This window comes from Amycolatopsis ponsaeliensis (assembly GCF_030182635.1).
GTDB classification, from domain to species: domain Bacteria; phylum Actinomycetota; class Actinomycetes; order Mycobacteriales; family Pseudonocardiaceae; genus Amycolatopsis; species Amycolatopsis ponsaeliensis.
The window spans coordinates 62,648-81,722 of sequence record NZ_JAPZLD010000022.1; the positions used below are offsets into that span (position 1 = coordinate 62,648).

18 protein-coding genes are annotated in these 19,075 nt (G+C 70.6%); 8 read left to right on the forward strand and 10 right to left on the reverse strand.

Translation table 11 applies throughout. From position 1 onward, the window contains the following. Position 1 precedes the first annotated feature (1 nt). Positions 2 to 1,033, reverse strand: coding sequence for a LacI family DNA-binding transcriptional regulator (locus QQ657_RS29915; RefSeq protein ID WP_284745599.1), 1,032 nt, complete (start codon positions 1,031 to 1,033; stop codon positions 2 to 4). A 168-nt stretch (positions 1,034 to 1,201) separates the two neighbouring features. Between QQ657_RS29915 and QQ657_RS29920 the strand changes: the two genes are divergently transcribed. From QQ657_RS29920 to QQ657_RS29940, 5 genes are read left to right on the forward strand one after another with little or no spacing between them, the layout of a single operon-like run. Further along, positions 1,202 to 2,500 carry an ABC transporter substrate-binding protein gene (locus QQ657_RS29920; protein WP_284745600.1) on the forward strand — a complete coding sequence of 433 codons (1,299 nt, stop codon included), beginning with the start codon at positions 1,202 to 1,204 and terminating at the stop codon, positions 2,498 to 2,500. Positions 2,501 to 2,502: 2 nt separating this feature from the next. Further along, on the forward strand, positions 2,503 to 3,426 hold the full coding sequence (locus QQ657_RS29925) for a carbohydrate ABC transporter permease (protein WP_284745601.1): 924 nt from the start codon (positions 2,503 to 2,505) through the stop codon (positions 3,424 to 3,426). After that, the gene (locus QQ657_RS29930) at positions 3,423 to 4,220 is read left to right on the forward strand and encodes a carbohydrate ABC transporter permease (RefSeq protein ID WP_284745602.1); all 798 of its coding nucleotides are present in this window, start codon (positions 3,423 to 3,425) and stop codon (positions 4,218 to 4,220) included. Before QQ657_RS29925 ends, QQ657_RS29930 begins: the two co-directional genes overlap by 4 nt. Before the next feature lie 15 nt (positions 4,221 to 4,235). After that, complete coding sequence (locus QQ657_RS29935; RefSeq protein WP_284745603.1) at positions 4,236 to 6,119, forward strand: glycoside hydrolase family 127 protein; 1,884 nt, start codon at positions 4,236 to 4,238, stop codon at positions 6,117 to 6,119. Between the two features lie 28 nt (positions 6,120 to 6,147). Continuing rightward, positions 6,148 to 7,827 (forward strand): carbohydrate-binding protein, encoded by a 1,680-nt coding sequence (locus tag QQ657_RS29940; protein WP_284745604.1) that lies wholly within the window; start codon positions 6,148 to 6,150, stop codon positions 7,825 to 7,827. Here QQ657_RS29940 and QQ657_RS29945 read toward each other — a convergent pair. The 3 genes from QQ657_RS29945 to QQ657_RS29955 all read right to left on the reverse strand — a co-directional run bounded on the left by QQ657_RS29945 (position 7,820) and on the right by QQ657_RS29955 (position 10,642). Continuing rightward, a complete protein-coding gene (locus QQ657_RS29945; protein ID WP_284745605.1) occupies positions 7,820 to 8,914 on the reverse strand; it encodes an alpha/beta hydrolase family protein in 1,095 nt (364 codons plus the stop codon). The two genes, QQ657_RS29940 and QQ657_RS29945, sit on opposite strands and share 8 nt — an antisense overlap. A gap of 67 nt (positions 8,915 to 8,981) precedes the next feature. Next, on the reverse strand, positions 8,982 to 10,043 hold the full coding sequence (locus QQ657_RS29950) for a DmpA family aminopeptidase (RefSeq protein ID WP_284745606.1): 1,062 nt from the start codon (positions 10,041 to 10,043) through the stop codon (positions 8,982 to 8,984). Further along, entirely contained in the window at positions 10,040 to 10,642 is a 603-nt protein-coding gene (locus QQ657_RS29955; RefSeq protein ID WP_284745607.1) for a TetR/AcrR family transcriptional regulator, read from the reverse strand. The genes QQ657_RS29950 and QQ657_RS29955 overlap by 4 nt, the downstream gene beginning before the upstream one ends. A gap of 120 nt (positions 10,643 to 10,762) precedes the next feature. On the opposite strand from QQ657_RS29955, the gene QQ657_RS29960 reads away from it, so the two are divergent. Further along, positions 10,763 to 12,139: an APC family permease gene (locus QQ657_RS29960; RefSeq protein ID WP_284745608.1), complete on the forward strand. Its 1,377-nt coding sequence runs from the start codon at positions 10,763 to 10,765 to the stop codon at positions 12,137 to 12,139. Beyond that, complete coding sequence (locus QQ657_RS29965; protein WP_284745609.1) at positions 12,136 to 14,010, forward strand: SIR2 family protein; 1,875 nt, start codon at positions 12,136 to 12,138, stop codon at positions 14,008 to 14,010. Before QQ657_RS29960 ends, QQ657_RS29965 begins: the two co-directional genes overlap by 4 nt. 562 nt (positions 14,011 to 14,572) lie before the next feature. Here QQ657_RS29965 and QQ657_RS29970 read toward each other — a convergent pair. From QQ657_RS29970 to QQ657_RS29980, 3 genes are all read right to left on the reverse strand, one after another. Continuing rightward, positions 14,573 to 15,133 (reverse strand): snapalysin family zinc-dependent metalloprotease, encoded by a 561-nt coding sequence (locus QQ657_RS29970; protein WP_284745610.1) that lies wholly within the window; start codon positions 15,131 to 15,133, stop codon positions 14,573 to 14,575. Between the two features lie 114 nt (positions 15,134 to 15,247). Continuing rightward, positions 15,248 to 15,646 carry a hypothetical protein gene (locus tag QQ657_RS29975; RefSeq protein ID WP_284745611.1) on the reverse strand — a complete coding sequence of 133 codons (399 nt, stop codon included), beginning with the start codon at positions 15,644 to 15,646 and terminating at the stop codon, positions 15,248 to 15,250. A 13-nt stretch (positions 15,647 to 15,659) separates the two neighbouring features. Further along, the gene (locus tag QQ657_RS29980; protein ID WP_284745612.1) at positions 15,660 to 16,040 is read right to left on the reverse strand and encodes a PPOX class F420-dependent oxidoreductase; all 381 of its coding nucleotides are present in this window, start codon (positions 16,038 to 16,040) and stop codon (positions 15,660 to 15,662) included. A gap of 95 nt (positions 16,041 to 16,135) precedes the next feature. Here QQ657_RS29980 and QQ657_RS29985 point away from each other — a divergent pair, with 95 nt between their 5' ends. After that, positions 16,136 to 16,657, forward strand: coding sequence for a TetR/AcrR family transcriptional regulator (locus QQ657_RS29985; protein ID WP_284745613.1), 522 nt, complete (start codon positions 16,136 to 16,138; stop codon positions 16,655 to 16,657). Between the two features lie 2 nt (positions 16,658 to 16,659). Here QQ657_RS29985 and QQ657_RS29990 read toward each other — a convergent pair whose 3' ends face one another. The 3 genes from QQ657_RS29990 to QQ657_RS30000 all read right to left on the reverse strand — a co-directional run bounded on the left by QQ657_RS29990 (position 16,660) and on the right by QQ657_RS30000 (position 19,050). Further along, the gene (locus tag QQ657_RS29990) at positions 16,660 to 17,217 is read right to left on the reverse strand and encodes a TetR/AcrR family transcriptional regulator (protein WP_284745614.1); all 558 of its coding nucleotides are present in this window, start codon (positions 17,215 to 17,217) and stop codon (positions 16,660 to 16,662) included. Positions 17,218 to 17,219: 2 nt separating this feature from the next. Further along, the gene (locus QQ657_RS29995; RefSeq protein WP_284745615.1) at positions 17,220 to 18,707 is read right to left on the reverse strand and encodes an MFS transporter; all 1,488 of its coding nucleotides are present in this window, start codon (positions 18,705 to 18,707) and stop codon (positions 17,220 to 17,222) included. A 73-nt stretch (positions 18,708 to 18,780) separates the two neighbouring features. Then, complete coding sequence (locus QQ657_RS30000) at positions 18,781 to 19,050, reverse strand: hypothetical protein (protein WP_284745616.1); 270 nt, start codon at positions 19,048 to 19,050, stop codon at positions 18,781 to 18,783. Positions 19,051 to 19,075: the final 25 nt, after the last annotated feature.

Genomic DNA, 19,075 nt, shown 5'->3' on the forward strand with positions numbered 1-19,075 from the left:
CCTACGCGGTCGAATCCCGGATCACCAGCCGGCACGGCCGTGTGTGCCGGCCGGGTGAAGGTGCGCCGTTGATCGCCGCCAGCAACAGGTCCGCGGCGGTCCGCCCGAGCGCCTCGAGCTCCATGTCGACGCTCGTCAGCGGCGGCTGGCAGGCCAGCGCCATGACGTCCCAGTTGTCGAAGCCGACCAGCGCGACGTCGCCGGGCACGCGCCGTCCGGCCGCCTGCAACGCGTCGGCGACGCCGCGGGCGATCTGGTCGCTGCCGCAGAACACCGCGTCGAACTCCGTGCCCGCGCCGAGCAGCATCCGCACCGCCTGCCGGCCCCATGCCTCGCTCCACTCGCCGAACGTCGGCGCGCCGACGAGCTCGAGCCCGGCTTCCCCCAGCCGCTCGGTGGCGGCCGAAGCGCGGACCGTCGCCGAATGGTGGTGCTCGGGGCCGGTGACGTGGGCGATGCGGCGCCGTCCGGTGGCCAGGAGGTGCTCGACGGCCTTGCGGGCGCCACCCGCCTCGTCCGGTACCACGGAACAGTCGTGCGGGTCGGCCGAGCTGATGAACGCGTACACCACGGGGATGGGCAGGGCCTCGCCGATCGGCGGCCGGGCCTGGGTGCGGCGGCCGGTGACGATGATGCCGTCGACGCGGCGCGACAGGAGCGTGCGCAGGTAGTACTGCTCGCGGATCGGGTCGTCGCGGGCGTCGCAGAGGAAGACCGACATCTCGCCGGCGCCCAGCGCGTCTTCCGCGCCCATCATCAGCGGGATGCTGAACCGGCCGATCGTGTCGGTGGTGATCATGCCGACGGTGTAGGTGCGGCCCGAGTTGAGCGTGACGGCGGCCCGGTTGGCCTGGAAGCCCAGCTGTTCGGCGGCGGACAGCACGCGCTGCCGGGTCTCGGCGCGGAGCGACCCGCGGCCGTTGAGCGCCTTCGACGCCGTGCCGACCGAGACGCCGGCCAGCAGCGCGACCTCGCTGATCGTGGCCGGCTTGGCGGTGTTTCCGGGAGTTTCCGAAAGTTTCCTCGGGGGCATGGTGGCACAGTACCTCCGGCCTCGGTCGACGACCACCAGCAACGCCGACACTGTGGTGCAAATGGCGCTTGACGCACCCGTGAGGAGGAGCCTAACTTGAGTCGGCAACCGGTTTCCGAATTTTCCTCCTTGACGTTCACCGGCGGCGGCCTCCCGTTAGGAGAGTCGATGACTTCGCACATCCGAACCAGGACCGGGCGGGTCGTGGCCGCCCTCGCGGGCGTGCTCGTCCTCGCGGCCTGCCAGAGCGGGCCGTCCGGGCCGGCGGCGGGGGACACCGCCGGGGTGGACGACGGCACCACGATCACCATGTGGACCCGGTCGCCGACGGCCACCTTCAGCCAGACGCTGATCGACGCCTACAACGCGAGCCACAAGAACAAGGTCAAGCTGACCGTCTTCCCCGCCGACTCCTACCAGCAGAAGGTCGGCACCGCCGCGGGCGCGCGGCAGCTGCCGGACCTGCTGGCCGCCGACGTCGTCTACGCGCCGAACTACGCGGCCAAGGGCCTGTTCCTGGACCTGACCGACCGCGTGAACCAGCTGGCGTTCAAGGGTGCCCTCGCCCCGGCGCACATGAAGGCGGCGACCTTCGATGGCAAGCACTACGCGGTGCCGCACGACATCGACCTGTCCGCGGTCTTCTACAACAAGGTCCTGTTCACCCGCGCCGGCCTCGACCCCGCGAAGCCACCGGCCACTTTGGACGAACTGGCCGCGGCCGCGCGCAAGATCGCCGCGCTCGGCGGGGACGTCAAGGGCTACTTCTTCGGCGGCGCCTGCCCGGGGTGCCAGCTGTTCACCAGCTGGCCGATGATCTGGGCCTCCGGCGGCACGGTGCTCAACGACCAGGGCACCGCGGCCACGCTCGACAGCCCGCAGGCCGCCCAGGTGTACTCGCTGCTGCGGCAGCTCTACACGGACGGCGTCGTGCCGCAGTCGGCGAAGAACGAGTCCGGGCCGACGTGGACCCAGCCGTTCCTCGACGGCAAGATCGGCATCCAGCCGATGGGCGCGACCGCGTTGCAGGGCATCAAGGAAGGGCCCGGCCTGCAGGTCGGCGTCGCGCCGATCCCCGGCCTGACCGGCGGGAGCTCGTCGTTCGTCGGCGGGGACGTCGTCGGGATCGGCAGCAACAGCGCCCACGCCGCGGCCGCGTGGGACTTCATCGCCTGGACGCTGTCGGATCAGGCCCAGGTCGACGTCGTGGCGAAGAGCAAGAACATCACCGTCCGCTCCGACCTCGCCGACAACACCTACGCCAAGCAGGACCCGCGGCTCGGCGTGTTCAACCGCCTCGCCGGCCAGGGCCAGACACCGATCTCGGTCAACTTCGGCAAGACGTTCAACGACACCAACGGTCCCTGGACCGCGACGGTGATCGACGCGGTGTTCGGCGGTGGCGACGTCGGCTCGATCCTGAAGCAGCACAACGCGGCCGTCACCGAGTCCCTCGCCGGCAGCTGACGATGGTGTCGCTGTTGTCTTCGCGGGTGTCGGCGCCGGAGACCCCGGCGCCGGCGCCCCGCCGCCGCTCGATCGCCCGGGGCCGGCGCAGGCTGGGCATCGCCTACGCCACCCCGATGGCCGTGCTGGTCGCCGTCTTCTTCGTCATCCCGCTCGGGCTGATGCTGTGGATGTCGGTCAACCACTGGCCGCTGGTCGGCGTCTCGGCGCCCAACGGGGTCAAGAACTACGACGCGCTCGGCGACCCGCTGTTCCTGCGCGCGGTCTGGTTCACCGTGAAGTACACGCTGGTCACGACCGTGGTGCTCGGCGTCGTCGCCTTCGGGCTGGCGCTGCTCGTCCAGCACGACCGGCCCGGTACCGGCGTGGTCCGCACGGTGTTCTTCCTGCCCAGCGCGGTCGGGCTCGCGTCGACCAGCCTGCTGTTCTACGGGCTGTTCAACACTGACTCGTCCGCGCTCAACCACCTGGTGGACTTCCTCGGCTTCGGCCGGGTGGACTGGCTCGGCTCGGGTGGCGGCGCGCTCGGCTCGACGGTCGGGATGATCACCTGGCGGTTCGCCGGGTTCTACATGCTCATCCTGCTGACCGGCCTGCAGAGCATCGACCCGGCGCTCTACGAGGCCGCGCGCATCGACGGCGCCACCCGGTGGCAGATCCTCTGGCGGGTGACGCTGCCGCTGCTGCGCCCGACACTCGCCCTCGCGGCGGTGCTGTCGCTGACCGGCTCGCTGCTCGCGTTCGACCAGTTCTTCATCCTCACCGGCGGCCGGCACGACACCGCCACGGTCGTCATCGACATCTACCGCGAGGCGTTCCTGTCGCAGGACCTGGGCCGGGCCGCCGCGATCTCGGTCGCGACGCTCGCCGTGCTCATCGTCCTCAACGTCGCCCAGCTGCGGCTGATCCGCCGGGAGGGCCGGTGATCCGGGGCGCGGGCCGGTACCTCACGAGCGCGGCGTTGGCCGTGCTGTTCCTGCTGCCGCTGCTCTGGACGCTCTACTCGTCGCTCACCGGGCGCGAGGCCGGCGACTCCGGGACCGACAACTACCGGCGGCTCGCCGAGTACGGCACCGGCCTGGGCACCTACCTGGTCAACACGACCGTCGTCGCGCTCGTCGCGGTGAGCGTCACCGTCGTGACGACCACGCTCGGCGGCTACGCGATGGCCCGGCTCGCCTTCCCCGGGCGCAACCTGCTGTTCCTGGTCACGCTGGCCATCCTGATGGTGCCGTACACGACGATCCTGGTGCCGCTCTACATCCTGCTCGGCTGGCTCGGCCTGCAGAACTCGCTGATCGGGCTGGGCCTGGTGATGGCCGTGCTCCAGCTGCCGTTCGGGCTGTTCATGATGCGCAACTCCTTCGAGGCGCTGCCGATCGAGCTCGAGGAAGCGGCGCTGATCGACGGCTGTTCCGTTGGCGGTGCGCTGCGCCGGGTCCTGCTGCGCGGGGTGCTCCCCGGCGTCGTCACGATCGCGCTGTTCTCGTTCCTGGCGGCGTGGAACGAGTTCGTCGCGCCGCTGATCTTCCTCACCGACGGCGAGAAGTTCACGCTGCCGGTCGCCCTGTTCAACCTGCAGTCCGGCAGCCTCGGCTCGGTCGACTTCGGGGCCCTGCAAGCGGGGGTGGTGGTCTCCGCCCTGCCGTGCGTGGCGGTCTTCCTCGTCCTGCAGCGGTACTACGTCCGCGGCTTCACTTCGGGAGCCCTCAAGGGCTGAGATCAGGAGCACTCGATGACCGAACGCATCCTCGGCCCCGCCCACCCGACGTCCGCCGCGACGTCCGCCCTGCGGCCATTGTTCCTCGGCGCGGTCACGTTCGCGCCGGACAGCCTGCTCGGCGGCTGGCAGGAACGCAACGCCACCCGGACCCTGCCGCACTGCGTCGACCAGCTCGACGCCGCGGGCGCCCTGGACAACCTCCGGCGCGTCACCGGCGAGGTCGAGGTCGCGCGCCGGAACATGTGGTTCGCCGACTCCGACGTATACAAGACCCTCGAAGCCGCCGCCTGGCAGCTCGGCCGGACCCCGGACGACGCCGAGCTGCGCGCGTTCCTGGACACCACCGCCGCGCTGGTGGCGAAGGCGCAGGGCGAGGACGGCTACCTGAACTCGTACTTCGCCGTCGACAAGCCCGAACTGCGGTGGCGGGAACTGCACTGGAGCCACGAGCTGTACTGCGCGGGTCACCTCATCCAGGCCGCCGTCGCCGCCGCGCGGGCCGGGGTGGGCGCGCAGCTCGTCACGGTCGCCCGGCGCTTCGCGGACCTGATCGTGGAGCGGTTTTCGACCGTCGACGACGTCGACGGGCACCCGGAGATCGAGACGGCCCTGGCCGAGCTGTATCGGGTGACCGGCCATCGGCCGTACCTGGACCTGGCGCGGCGGTTCCTCGACCTGCGCGGCCGCGGCCTGATCGACGGCGAGCGGTTCGGCCCGCGGTACCTCCAGGACCACGTCCCGGTGCGGGACGCGGACGAGGTCGCCGGCCACGTCGTGCGTCAGCTCTACTTGCTCGCCGGCGTCGTGGACGTCGCCGTCGAGACCCGTGACGAGCAGCTCTTGGACGCTGCCCGCCGCGTCTGGGCCGACGCGTTCGGCGCGAAGACCTACGTGACCGGTGCGCAGGGCTCGCGCCACCGCGACGAGGCGTTCGGCGACCCCTACGAGCTGCCGCCCGACCGCGCGTACGGCGAAACGTGTGCCGCGATCGCGAGCTTCCAGGCGAACTGGCGGCTGCTGCTGGCGACCGGCGAGCGCAAGTACGCCGACGAGATGGAACGCGCGCTGTACAACGTGATCGCGGGCTCGACCGCACTCGACGGCACGCACTTCTTCTACTCCAACCCGCTGCACCTGCGCACCGGTCACGACGGTTCGCACGAGGACGCGCCCTCGCGGCGGCTGCCGTGGTACTCCTGCGCCTGCTGCCCGCCCAACCTCGCCCGGCTGGTCGCGTCGCTGTCCGGGTACGTGGCGACCACCGACCAAGGCGGGCTGCAGGTGCACCTGTACACCGCCGGGACGCTGCGGACCACTGTGGACGGTGCCGACGTCCACCTCGTCACCCGCACCGAGTACCCGTGGGACGGCCGGATCGAGCTGACCGTGACGACGGACGCCGCGCTCATGCTGGCCCTGCGCATCCCGGGCTGGGCTTCCGGCGCGCTGATCGATGGTGAGCCCGCGGACGTCCGCGACGGCTACGCCGAGGTCCGCCGCGACTGGACCGCCGGCGCCACGGTGACGCTGGACCTGCCGATGCCCGCCCGCGTCGTCCGGCCGCACCCGCGGATCGACGCCGTGCGCGGCTGTGTCGCCGTGACGCGGGGACCGCTCGTGTACTGCCTGGAGCAGGCCGATCTGCCCGAGGGCGTGACGCTGGAAGACGTCCGGATCGATCCGGACGCGCGGTTCGCCGAGGGACGGCTGCCGGACGTGCCGGTGACCCTCACCGCGCGGGGCTCCGTCGAGATGCCCGCGTCGGACGAGCTGTACGGCGCCGGTGCCAGTGCTCCCGCCGAGCCGGTCGAGCTGACCGCGATCCCGTATTTCCGGTGGGGCAACCGGACTCCCGGCCCGATGCGGGTCTGGATCCCGGTCGCCACCACCGAGTGACCCCGTCCCCGTCAGGATCGAGGAACCGATGTCACGACGTACTCTCGCGCTCGCTGCCGCCGTTCTCACCGCCGTCACGGTGGTGGCTCCGGCCCAAGCCGCCGGGCACACCCTCGTGGTGAACGCCGCGGCGCCGTTCCGGCCGGTCACGCACGCGGCCGCCGGCGGCCTCTACGCGCTGGCCGAGAACAGCCGCCCGGCCGATGCCACCCTGTTGCCCCTCAAACTGAACACCCTCACCCAGCCGCCGCCGGACGTCGGGCAGAAGCCGAACGGCCAGCCGGCCGGCGGGGACGCGCTGAAGGTGGCGCCGCAGGCGGACCGCGCCGGCGCCGCGCAGGTGATCCGGATGCCGGACATCTACCGGGACTTCCCCTACAAGTGGGTGAGCTGGGACGACTGGCTGGCCAAAGTGGACACCATGGTCGCGAAGCGGCTCGCGGCCACCTCGGTGAGCAACGTGACCGCGTGGGAGATCTGGAACGAGCCCGACTGGACCTGGAACACCGCGGCGGCGGGCGACTTCAACGCCGGCTGGGCGCGGACGGTCCAGCGGATCCGGACCCGCGACGCGCTCACGCCGGTCGCCGGCCCCGGGTATTCGGGCTGGGACGCCACCCGGATGCGGGTGTTCCTGACCGCCGCGAAGAGCACGAACACCGTGCCGGACCTGGTGGTCTGGCACGAGCTGAACCACAGCAGTGCGGCGATCGCGGCCGACGTCGCGGCCTACCGGTCGCTGGAGTCGTCGCTCGGCATCAGCCCGCGGCAGATCTTCATCAACGAGTACGCGTGGACCGACGAGGTCGACGTCCCCGGGCGGGTGGCGAACTACGTCGCCAAGCTGGAACGCGCCGGGGTGGCGGCCGCCGACCGGGCGTTCTGGTACGAGTACGGGACCGTGAACGGCCTGGTCGTCAACAACACCCAGCCGACCGGGACGTGGTGGCTCTACAAGTGGTACGGCGACATGGCCGGCTCGATGGTGAGCACGACTCCGCCCGCGCAGACCGGCCTGGACGGGTTCGCCTCCTACGACTCCACGCGCAAACGCGTCGACGTCGTCTTCGGTGACGAGTCGGGCACCAACTCGGTGCGGGTGACCGGGCTCAGCGGCACCGTGCGCGTCACCCTGGAGTCGACGCCGTCGTCGGGGCGGTTCACTGCGGTGTCCGCACCGACCGCGATCTCGACGTCGACCTACACCGTCTCCGGCGGGCAGATCACCGTGCCGGTGCCGAACATGTCCGCGACGAGCGCGTACCACCTGGTCGTCGAGCCGACCAGTGGCGTGCCCGCCTACCAGCAGCGGTACGAGGCCGAGAACGCGTCGGTGTTCCGCGCGCAGCGGCTGTCGAGCGGCAGCGCGTCCAACGGCGGTTACGTCGGCCGCATCGACAACTCCGGTGACCCGCGCAGCGACAGCTACGTCGACTTCGTGGTGAACGTCCCGAGTGCTCGCACCTACACGATGACCATCGGGTACGCGAACGGCACCGGAGCGACGTCGACCCAGGGTCTGGCCTACAACGGCGGCGGCTGGTCGACGGTGAGCTACCCGCCGACCGCCGGCTGGGGCCAGTTCGGGACGGTTCCGACGTCCGTGAGCCTGCACGCGGGCTACAACGTGATCCGGCTGGCCAAGGGCGCGCCGTTCTTCGCCGGCGGCACCGGCTACGCCGAACTCGACTACCTCCAGCTCACCTGACGTCGCACCGCGGGACGTATCGAGCGAAGAAGGCGCTCAGCGACGCGCGTTGCGTGGCGATGCTCCGCCCGGCGTCGATGGTGCCGATGAACGGCGCGATCGACGCCGGGTCCAAGCCGAGCCGGGGGAGGAGTGCCTGGTAGTCCGTGTAGCTGAAGTGCTCGCCGTCCGCGAGGTGGGCTTGGCGGACCGGGCCGCGCTGGTGGCTCAGGAACTCCTGCCACGAAGCGTCGGACGCCGCGCTGTGGTCACCCGCGCTCAGCAGCAGGAACGGCCGGTCGAGCCCTTCGTTCGCGACGCGGCCGAAGTCACGGGCCGACTGGGAGTACGCCATGCTGCCGTCGAGGTCGGCGCCCGCGTCGATGCGCGGGTCCGACACCATCGTCTCGCCGGTGGTGAACCCGCCCGCGGAGTGGCCGAACATGCCGACCCGGGTCAGGTCGAGGGAAAGGCCGGCGGGGTTTCCTTCGCGCGAAAGGAGTTCCAGCTCGTCGAGGACGAACCGGACGTCCGCCACCCGGGTGGCGATCACCAGCTTGCCGTCGGTGCCCGGCGGCAGGGCCCGCCGTTCGACGCGGCCGCCGGGGAACTCGACCGCCGCCGCTTCGTGGGTGTGGTCGATCGCCACCGTCACGTAACCCTCGCTCGAGAGTTGCTCCAGCTGCGCGGTGCCGACCGAACGCGGGTACTTGGCGCTGGGGGAGTAGAGCACGACGGGACGCGGTCCGCCGGCGGCGGGAGCACCGGTGCGGGCGTGCGTGGGAAACGTGTAGTCGAGCCGGTCGGCGGAGATGCCGAGCTGACGGGCGTCCTCGTCGGCCACGATCGCCGCGGCTCCCGGCGTCAGGTAGGGCGCTTTCGGGCCGCCGCCGGGGCGCGCCGGGTACCGGACGGTCACCATCAGCTCCCGTGTCGTGCCCGCGACCCACGGATCCGGCCGGGCGTGGTCGACGAGGTGCAACTCGGTGCTGCCGACGGCGTACGGGCCGGTCGGCGCGGGCAGTTCGGGCCTCGTGGTGGCGGTGGCGGCCGGAGCGGCGGTCACGACGAGCGCGCCGGCGAGACCGGCGAGAAGGGCTTTTCGCATGATTTGACCGTATTGGCGCGAGACTTCCGCGCCATCGGGATGATCACCGATTTCGTCCCGGTCAGGGTCAGTCGAGCCAGGGCGCTGCCGGCAGGGCGGGCACCCGGCGGCCGCGGTGGCCGGTCATCTCCCGGTTCGCCACGAGCGCGTTGAGCACCGCTTCCTCGACGACCTGAACCACCGCTTCGAAGAACGGGTCGATCCGGCCCCACGGCACGAACCGGAGGCTCTCGTACTCGGCCTCCGCCGTTCGCGGGAACGTGCTGGTCAGCGCGCCCGGGTTGGCCGTGCTGAAGGCGAGGAAGAGGTCGCCGGAGAAGTGCGAGCCCGTCGTGCCCGTGCGGGCCAGCCCGAGCGGGACGCGCCGGGCGAGCGCCGTGCACTGGCCGGGCAGCAGCGGCGCGTCCGTCCCCACCACGACGATCACCGAACCCGCGCCGGCCGGGGCCGCCCACGCTTCCATCGGGTTGTCGGCCGCCAGCCGCGTTCCCATCGCCTCGCCGGCGACGGTGAGTTCACGGCGGCTGCCGAAGTTGGCCTGTACCAGCGCGCCCACCGTGTACTCGTCCGCGCCGTGGGCGACGATCCGGGACGCCGTGCCGGTGCCGCCCTTGAAGCCGTAGCAGGTCATCCCGGTGCCGCCGCCGACCGAGCCCTCCTCGACCGCGCCGGGGCGGGCCGCGTTGATCGCCGCGACCGCGTGTCCGCTGTGGACGGTCGGGGCGTTGATGTCGTTGAGGTAGCCGTCCCATGTCTCGGCGACCACCGGGAGCAGCCACTCCGCCGCGGCGTCGGGGCGCTCGCGCACCACCCAGTCGATCACGCCGCGGTGGCACGCGCCGACGGCGTGGGTGTTGGTGATCAGCACCGGCAGGGTGAGCGAACCGGTCTCGGCGAGCCACGCGGTGCCGGTCATTTCGCCGTTGCCGTTGAGCGAGGACGTTCCCGCGGCGCACGGCACGGCGAACCCGTCGCGGCCGCGGGGGAGGACCGCGGTGACGCCGGTGCGCACCGAGTCGCCTTCGACCAGCGTCGTGTAGCCGATTTCGACGCCGGGGACGTCGGTGAGCGCGTTGTGCGTGCCGGGCCGGCCGGGCAGCGTGATGCCCAGGTCGCGGGCGCGGGTCATGACGGTTCCTCCAGGGCGCAGGCGGTGCGGGCGTAGGACATGAGCATCGCTTCGGCGGTGGCCCGCTCCAGCGTCGGCACGGCCTGCGTGAGGTGCAGGCCGTAGCCGTCTTCGAGGGCGACGAGGTTCCGCGCGATCGCCACCGCGGTGTCGGTCAGGGTGAACTCGCCGGTCGCGGCGCCGGCCTCGAGGATGCCGGTGTAGATCCGCACCTGCCGCTCGTAGAGCGCGACGTGCCGGGCGGCGTACGCCGGGTCGCGGCGGGCGATCGTGCCGAGTTCGTAGAGCAGCACGCACAGTTCGTCGTCCGGGCCGGTCGGCAGGCCGCCGCGGATCGTGGCGAGGAGGCGTTCGCTCGGGGTGCCGGGTGCGGAAGCCTGTTCGCGCTGGGTGCAGAACCGTTCGACGGCTTCGTGCTGCACCTCCTGCAGCAGGTCGGCCAGGGTGGGGAAGTAGTAGAGCACCGAGCCGGACGACAGGCCGGCGCCGTCGGCGATGTCGCGCAGCCGCAGGTTGAGGACCCCGCGTTCGACGACGGCGCGCCGCGCCACCGCGATCAGCTCGGCCCGTCGTTCGGGGGCTCTGCTCGGTCGTGCCATGCGGGTCATTCTTGGAAGGATCTTCGGAAAAAGCAAGACCTTGACTAGTTGCCTGTGAACGCCTTTGATCCGTGGTCACCTGGTTTATCGAAGGAGCTTCGAAGAACTGGAGGCCCGGTCGTGACCACCCCCGCTCTTCGCCGAGGGCTGCGTACCCTCGGCACCCTGCTCATCACACTGTCGGCGATCAGCCCCGCGTCCTCGGTGTTCATCATCGCTCCGGGCGTGCTGACCGGTGCCGGCACCGGCGCGTTCCTGAGCTTCGCGGCCGCGGCCGTCGTCGGCGTGTTCATGGCGTTCGTCTACGCGGAGCTCGCGTCGGCGTTCCCGCTGGCGGGCGGTGAATACGCGATCGTCGCGCGCACGCTCGGCCGGTTACCCGGGTTCGCCGTGCTGGGCCTGATGATCATCACGCAGGTGCTGATCGTCGCGGTGATCGCGCTCGGCGTCGGCACCTACCTGGGTGTGCTGTGGCCCGGCCTGCCCGGTCCGGCGGTCGCCGCCGCGACGTGCGTGCTGGCCGCCGTGGTCGGTGTGTTCGACATCAAGCTGAACGCGTGGGTCACCGGGATCTTCCTGGGGATCGAGATCCTCGCGCTGGTCGTGGTCAGCGCGCTCGGCCTGCTGCACCCGGCGCGGCCGTTCACCGACCTGCTCGCCCATCCGGTGACGGCCGACGGGGGTCCGGCGACGGTCGGCGCCATCGCGATCGCGATGGCCGTGGCGATGTTCGCCTACAACGGTTACGGCTCGGCGGTCTACTTCGGCGAGGAGACCCAGGACGCCCCGCGCGGCATCGCCCGCGCGATCCTGCTGGCGCTCGGCATCACGGTGGTCGCCGAGCTCGTCCCGGTGACGGCGGTGCTGCTGGGCGCGCCGGACCTCGGCCGGCTGTTCGGCGCGGAGAACATGGTGTCGGAGTTCATTTCCGCACGCGGCGGCGGCACGCTCGACACGGTGATCAGCGTGGCGGTCGCGCTGGCGATCGTGAACGCGGTGCTGGCGATCGTCCTGATCAGTTCCCGGCTGGTGTTCAGCAGCGGCCGCGACCGAGCCTGGCCGGGCGCGATCAACCGCGCGGTGGCGGCGGTCCACCCCCGCTTCGGGACGCCATGGGTGGCAACGATCGCGACGGGAGTGGTGGCGGCACTGCTGTGTTTCGCCGACCCGAAGCTGCTGCTGGTGGTGACGAGCACATCGATCGTGGCGGTGTACGCGGCCTTGTGCCTGGGAGCGCTCAACGGCCGCCGCACGGGAGCGACGGCGCACGCGCAGTACCGGATGCCGTGGTTCCCGGTGGCGCCCGTGCTGGCGTTGGCCGTGCTGGTGTTCGTGGTGTACCAGAACTTGCTGGACTCGGCGGTGGGCCGGCCGAGTTTGATCGTCACGGCGGGGATCGTGGTGCTGGCGGCGGGGTACTACGGGGTGGTGCTGCGCCGCCGCGGCGGGTGGAAGCTGGCCGAGGACGTCGTCGCGGAGGAGCCGACCCGCCCGTGATCGTCGGCAGCCGCCTCCGGTGGCTTGGACAAAAGCGTGACAATTGTCGGTCGTGTCTTGTGCCTTTGTCGGTCGGCCGCCGATCGTGTGGTGAAACCGGCTGGTGTAACGGCCTCTCGACGGTGCACGACCTAGCGGGGAGTGGGGTGTCGAGGGTTCGCAAGACACCGCGGGACGCGGCGAGGTCAGGTATGCACGGAAATTTCCGCTCGAAAATCGTCGACCCCGGCGTATTCGAGAAGGGAGACACGTTTTCCTTCCGTGCCCAGCCGTACCTCAAGGAGTTGTTCGAAACCGTCCGCGCCCGCGAACTGTCGCTGACCATCGTCGTGGGTGCGGGCGTCTCGATGAATTCCAGTCTGCCGTCCTGGCGTTCGTTGATCGACAAGATGACCGCGACGATAGCCGATCCCGAAGTCCGGAAGATCACGAGCCGGGATGGTGTCGACCTCATGCGGAAGGCCGAGATCGTCCTGCAGCTCATCAAGGACGAGAACCGGAACATCCAGGACCACGAAATCATCCGGGACGCTCTCTATCAGCGTGATCTGCAGGTGGTCCCCGGCGAGCTCGCGAAGTCGATCGCCAGGCTGACCTACGCGACGAGGGCGGACACCCGGTTGCTGACGACGAATTTCGACGTCATCCTCGAAGAATCCTTACTCGGCTACTTCGCTCCGGAGCACGTCAAGTCCTTCTCGATGAAGCCCGGTGGAAGTGACGAATGGGAGAGCTGGAACGAGCATCCGGACCGCATGGGTGTCCTTCACCTGCACGGTCTGGTCCGTCAGGCTCGTAGCCCGGAAGAGCCGATCATCCTCACCGAATCCCAATTCCTGAAGCACGGCGCGCAGGTACGAGAGATCATTTCGGCGTCCCTGGAGGACGCTTGCACCATCTTCATCGGACTGAGCATGTCCGACCCGAACCTCGTCGGACCTCTCTACGAGAGTGCTCCCGCGACATCGCCGCGGTTCTCCCTGGTCGTGCCGCCCGCGGTGGACGACGTGTCGCCGACTCAGGCAGCGCGGTACGCCATCAGTTCTGCACGGTACCTCGAGGAGAAGCTGGGACTGAAACCCATCTTCCTGAAGTCCCACTCACAGCTGAACCAGGCGATCTCCGATCTCGCGCTCGCGGTCGTGGAGCCGGAGCGCTACGTGCCCGGTGTGGAGAGCACTGATTCGCTCGTCTACAGCCGGCGGCTGACCAGGGCGCTGGACGACTGCTACACGGCGACCGGCTGCGAGCCACACGCGGAGATCCCGGCCGGGGATGCCGCCGAAGAGCTGACTACGAGACTCCACGACGCGCTCGAGATCGAGGGCGGCCCGCTCGACGTCCTCCGAGGATTCGCTCAGGAATACGACGATCACGTTCTGGGCGGCAACACGGGAGAGAACTTCGGTCTGTTCCTGTGGCTCCGCACCCGGGACCAGGAAACGGGGCGGCGGCGCTACACGATCAACCTGGTCGGCACGTCCGTCTACACGCACCGCGAGGAATGGTCGCTCCGGCACCACGTCACCATCGACCGCGGCTCGGATTTCGCCGCCGCGCAGGCGATCTTCACGGGTGCTCCGCAAGCCGCGAACCTGACACCGTCACCGATCGCCCAAATCTGGCGGGGGATCCTCGCCGCGCCGATCCTGATGTCGGGGACGGGGAGTGATCAGCTCATCGGCGACGACCTCGCGGATGTCCTGACGGTCGGAGCGATCACCTTGAACTCGACGTTCGTCATCAACCCGAACGGCGACGAGGTCGCGCCCAGGGATCTGTCGCTGATCAGCAAGCTGGATTCGGAACGGAACAACCAGCTCCTGATCAGCCTTCAGCTGGCCGCGGAGTATGCGATCAACCTCGGTTAGCGCCGACGTCGACCCCTACTTCTTGGGCGACCTGGCCTTGATCTTCGGCACCGGACCCGGCACCGACACATAGACCGAGTTCCCGACTTTCCGGCGGGGGGACTGGTCGATGATCGACTCTCCGGGACCATCCGGAGAAGTCGCTTCCCTCTCGCGAGCGGCCGCGTCTGTGGTCATGGCGTCAGCACCTTTCGCATCGCATACCGGGGCACCTCTGCACGGACGATCTCACAGCGGCCTGGAAGGGCGGTTGAACGACACTCTGCGCTGCTCAGCCTACGCCGAATGGGGCTTGATCCCGAGGTCCGATCCAGGGAAGTCGTCATGCGATCACCCTCCGCATCGGATCTGTCGATCGGACCTTCTGAATTGCCGGTACGCAGGCAGGTAAACGGTAGCACTCTGCGTTGTCTGCATTACTGGCAGTAGTACGATTGTGACAACGGCCAGCACTGGAGAGTCGCGACTCCGGACTTGCCTGTTACGCCGATTGTTCTCCGATTTGGACGCGATAGTGGCCCCGAGGCGATGCCCCCGGGGCCACTATCGTGTTCGATCAGAATCAGAAGCCGTAGATCGTTTCGAAGACCTGCTGCTGGTTCGTCGCCGCGAGACCGTTGGCCCACAGCGAGTTCACCCGGCTGCGCTCGGCAGAGTTCGGCACCGCGTTGGTGCAGGACGTGCCGGGGCCGCCGCCCGACATCAGTTCCGAGCACGGGCCCGAGTAGTGGTCGGGGAGCCCGAGGGCGTGCCCGGTCTCGTGCGCCGCGATGCGGGTCGGGTTGTACTGGCGGGCCTGGGTGTAGTCGATGAAGATGGTGCCGCTGCCGTGCCCGTTGGTCGAGGCGTAGGAGCCCCGGGGGTCGTTGCCCTCGGTGTAGCGCAGGCTCGCGCCGGAGTTGCGCTCGACCAGTCTGACGTTGGTCACGCTGCGGTTCCAGTTGGCGGCACCGGCGTTGATCACCGAGCGGAACGACGGTGCGCTGGCCGTGCTGTAGTAAACGGTCGTGACGGCGGCTTCCTGCTGGGTGCCGGCCGGAGCGGCGGACGCGGTGCCCGCGGCGATCGGCGTCACGGCCAGGGCCAGCGCGACAGCGCCGGCCAGGGCGAACTTCCTCGACATCGGAAGACTCCTCGTGGGGGACGGGGATTTGCCGGATTTGCGCGCGCTGTCGAAAATTTACCGGTTGTTTCCCATTCCCGGAGCCGACTTCCGTAGGGCGGTACGAGTGGTGATTTACCAGTACTGACTGCGGGTTGACAAACGCCGGGTGGCGCGCTTCCGGCCGAGTACTGCCGCGGTGACCGCCGCCCCGGCGAGTTCCCAGGCACCACCGCCGAAGAACGCCTTCGGTGCGCGCCCGGAGGCAGCGAGGGCGATCAGGCCGCCGCCCATGAGTGCCCGGGCGCGGACGGTGAACGCGGGGAAGCCCGGCCACCCCTTCGCGGCGCCGAGCAGATAGAGGAGCCCGGTGTTCACGGCGGCGAGCGAACTGACCGTCAGCAGTGGACGCGCGGCCCGGGAGTCGCTGAACCCCATCAGCCGGACCTGCCGGTCCGGGGCCAGGACGCCGGCGACGCCCATCGCGAGCGCGACCGCGCCGGCGGCCGCGACAGTCCTTTGTGGAGAATCCATGGGCCTGCTCCGTTCAGAGGGTGACCGAGATGCCGACCCAGCGCCGGTCCCGCGGCCGCAGGCGGTCGGTCCACAGCACCAGCCGGGCGGTGAGGTACTTCCGTGTCATCAGGCGGCGGACCCGGCGGGTCCCGGCGTCGTCGAGCAGCCGGGCGGTGCCGTCGACGCCCGTGGCGCCCTCGGCGACTCGGCCGTGGCCGTCGCACGGGACCACGGTGACGCGCGAGCCGGCGCGGATCCGCTTGACCTTGCCGGTGGCGGGCTTGGTCAGCATGCAGACCTGGCCGAGCTCGTCCACGGCGACCCCGAGGACCGTCGCGACCGGGCGGCCGTCCCGGCGGTAGGTGGTGAGGAGCACGTGGTGGCTCCGGTTCAGCTGCTCCGACACGGTCATGGCCGGACCTCCGTCCGATATGGTGGTGGTACTACCGTTTCAAGGTAGCCCAGAAACGGTAGTCCTGCTACCACTTTGTGAGAGGGGTGGATCACGTGCGCAAGGACCAGCTGCGGAACCGGCAACGGCTGGTGTCGGCCGCCCGGGACGCCTTCGGTGAGCACGGTCCCGAGGCCAGTCTCGAGGAGATCGCGCGCCGGGCGGGCGTCGGCCCGACGACGCTGTACCGGCACTTCCCCGGGAAGGACGACCTGATCGAGGCGGTGCTGGACGACCTGGTCGGCTCGGTGCGCGAGAAAGCGGAGCAGCTGGCGGCCGACGGGGATCCGCGCACGGCGTTCCGCGCGGTGTTCACCCGCAGCTGCGACCTGACCGAGCTCGACACGGCGACGTTCGCGCGGCTCGCCGCCGCCGGGCCGCGGGCCGACACCCACGCCCAGACCCTGATCGCCGCGATCGTCGGGCCGGCCACCACCCGCCTGCGCGACGCCGGCGGCCTGCGGCCCGGGATCGCCGTCGAGGACATCGCCCGGTTCGTCCGCATGACGCTGACCGCCGGCGACCCGGCCACCCAGGTCAAGGCGATCGACGTGCTGCTGGCCGGGCTGGTCGCCTGAAGTCAGGCGTTCAGGGTCAGCTCGATGAGCTGCTGCTCCAGCTTCCGCGCGGCCGTCACTTCAAGGCCGACGCCCCACAACGGCGCGGTGCTCGCCCCGTCGGCCGCCGCGATGACCAGGGTGACCACGTGGTCGGGGAGGCCGTCCGCGCGCAGCTCCTCGTTCCACTGCTCGGCGTCCGCGCGGGCGAGCTCCGCGATCTCGGGGATCGAGATCAGCTGGGCGACCAGGGCGATGTTCTCGCGGATGGCGATCTCGTCGTAGGACGTGTCCAGCGACGCGCGGACGTACGCGCGGGTCAGCCGTCCCGGCGCCGTGTCCGCGGGGTCCAGCGCCGCTTGCACCTCGGCGCGGTAGGTGTCCAGGATGTCCTGTGCGAGCGCGCGCACCAGGGCGTCTTTGGCCGGGAAGTGGTACAGCAGCCCGCCTTTCGACACCCCGGCCGCCTTGGCGATGTCGTCGAGGGATGCCGAGATCCCGCGGGTGCGGATGACCGACCCGGCGGCGTCGAGCAGCGCCCGGCGCGTTTCTTCCGGGCCACGCCCGGCTTTGCGAGGCATGCTCAGTCCTTTCCGGACGGAATGGTGCGCCAGGCGATCACGGCCGCGATCGCGGTGATGACGGCGGCCGCGACGGACGTTACCTGCATCGCGCCGGTGAACGCCTCGCGGGCGGCCTGCGCCGGCCCGGACGCCGGATCGAGCACGGCCACCGCGCCGGCGAGGGAGTCCTGCGCCGCCGCGGGGGCGTCCGCGGGCAGGAACGCGCGGTAGACCACGGTGACCAGCGAGCCGAGGAGCGCGATGCCGAGCGCCGCACCGAGTTCGTACGCGGTTTCGGAAATCGCCGACGCCGAGCCGGCCTTGTCCCGCGGCACGGCGGACAGCACCGAGTCGACGGTCAGGGTCAGCGCCAGGCCGACGCCGAGCCCGACCGGCAGCAGGGCCAGTGCGAGCCAGCCGTAGTGCGATGCTCGTTCCGCCACGGCAACCAGCGCCAGCCCGAGTGCGGCGACGCCGAGGGCCGCCGCGACCGCGCGTCCCCGGCCGAGCCGCGCGACGACCACGCCCACCGCGGCGACGACCACGATCGACGCCAGCGTCGCGGGCATCTCCGCCAGCCCCGCCTCCAGCGGGCCGAAGCCGCGGACCAGTTGCAGGTACTGGGAAAAGAAGAACAGCAACCCGGTCAGCGCGAAGACCGAGACGAAGTTCGCGAGGACGGCGCCGCTGAACGCGGGGTTGCGGAACAGGGCGACGTCGATCAGCGGGTCGGCCACTCGCCGCTGCCGTCGGACGAACGCCGTCCCCGCGGCCAGGCCGATCCCGGCCGCGAGTGCCACCTGGCCGTCGATTCCCGAGCCGACGGCGTGCTTCACGGCGTAGACGAGCGGGACGATCGCGGCCATCGAGAGTCCGGCCGAGAGCAGGTCGAAGCGGCCCGGGTGCGGGTTCTTCGACTCGGGCAGCAGCACGGCGCCGGCGATCAGGAAGACGGCGACGATCGGCACGTTGATGAGGAACACCGACCCCCACCAGAAGTGCTCCAGGAGTGCCCCGCCGACGAGCGGGCCGAGCGCGATGCCACCTCCGGAGCCCGCCGACCAGATCGCGATGGCGCGGGTGCGCTCGCGGGGGTCGGTGAACAGGCCGCGGATGAGCGAGAGCGTCGACGGCATGATCGTCGCGGCGGCGATCCCGAGCAGCAGCCGGGCGAGGATGAGCACGTCGGCGGTGGGGGAGAAGGCGGCGAGCGCGGAGGCCAGCCCGAACGCGGCGGTGCCGAGCAGCAGGACCTTCTTGCGGCCGAAGCGGTCGGCGAGGTTGCCCGCCGTGACCAGCAGGCCGGCCAGCGCGAGCGAGTAGACGTCGCCGATCCAGAGGATCTCGGTGGCCGTCGGCGCGAGCTCCCGGGTCAGCGACGGCACGGCGAGGTAGAGCACGGTCCCGTCGACGGCGAGCAGCAGCACCGCGCCGACGAGCACGCCGAGAGCCGCCCAGCGGCGCCGGTGGCTCAACGGCTCGATGGCGGGGGTCAGGGTCGTCGTCATGGTTCTTACTATACCGTCTGGACGGTACAGTAATGCGGCGAGACGAGTCACACTCGCCGGTGTGAGGCGTGGATCAGCCGGACTGGGTGCGCTCGCCGCCGGCGAGCTCTTGGGCCAGGATCAGGTTGACGTGCACCGAGGCGTGCCCCAGGACCCGCCTCGCGGCGCCGAGCGCGGTGAGGGCCACGAGCACACTGGTGCCGACTAGCAGGCCGCCGACGGTGTCCCCGGGAACCACGGCGGCGACTGAGGCGGCCACGAGAACGGGCGGCCACCAGCGGGCGGGGAGGGCGTGCCGCGGGCGCCGGACACTGGCTCGCGTGCGCTGACGATGCAGGGCCATGGTCGCCTCCGATCCGCCATCGGGT

Bases quoted from the DNA above. Each gene is read 5' to 3' on its own strand.
- QQ657_RS29995 (WP_284745615.1), bottom strand. From the start codon at position 18,707: ATGACGACGACCCTGACCCCCGCCATCGAGCCGTTGAGCCACCGGCGC.
- QQ657_RS29975 (WP_284745611.1), bottom strand. From the start codon at position 15,646: ATGGATTCTCCACAAAGGACTGTCGCGGCCGCCGGCGCGGTCGCGCTC.
- QQ657_RS29955 (WP_284745607.1), bottom strand. From the start codon at position 10,642: ATGGCACGACCGAGCAGAGCCCCCGAACGACGGGCCGAGCTGATCGCG.
- QQ657_RS29935 (WP_284745603.1), top strand. From the start codon at position 4,236: ATGACCGAACGCATCCTCGGCCCCGCCCACCCGACGTCCGCCGCGACG.
- QQ657_RS29920 (WP_284745600.1), top strand. From the start codon at position 1,202: ATGACTTCGCACATCCGAACCAGGACCGGGCGGGTCGTGGCCGCCCTC.
- QQ657_RS29980 (WP_284745612.1), bottom strand. From the start codon at position 16,040: ATGACCGTGTCGGAGCAGCTGAACCGGAGCCACCACGTGCTCCTCACC.
- QQ657_RS29990 (WP_284745614.1), bottom strand. From the start codon at position 17,217: ATGCCTCGCAAAGCCGGGCGTGGCCCGGAAGAAACGCGCCGGGCGCTG.
- QQ657_RS29945 (WP_284745605.1), bottom strand. From the start codon at position 8,914: ATGCGAAAAGCCCTTCTCGCCGGTCTCGCCGGCGCGCTCGTCGTGACC.
- QQ657_RS29950 (WP_284745606.1), bottom strand. From the start codon at position 10,043: ATGACCCGCGCCCGCGACCTGGGCATCACGCTGCCCGGCCGGCCCGGC.
- QQ657_RS29940 (WP_284745604.1), top strand. From the start codon at position 6,148: ATGTCACGACGTACTCTCGCGCTCGCTGCCGCCGTTCTCACCGCCGTC.
- QQ657_RS30000 (WP_284745616.1), bottom strand. From the start codon at position 19,050: ATGGCCCTGCATCGTCAGCGCACGCGAGCCAGTGTCCGGCGCCCGCGG.
- QQ657_RS29925 (WP_284745601.1), top strand. From the start codon at position 2,503: ATGGTGTCGCTGTTGTCTTCGCGGGTGTCGGCGCCGGAGACCCCGGCG.
- QQ657_RS29915 (WP_284745599.1), bottom strand. From the start codon at position 1,033: ATGCCCCCGAGGAAACTTTCGGAAACTCCCGGAAACACCGCCAAGCCG.
- QQ657_RS29970 (WP_284745610.1), bottom strand. From the start codon at position 15,133: ATGTCGAGGAAGTTCGCCCTGGCCGGCGCTGTCGCGCTGGCCCTGGCC.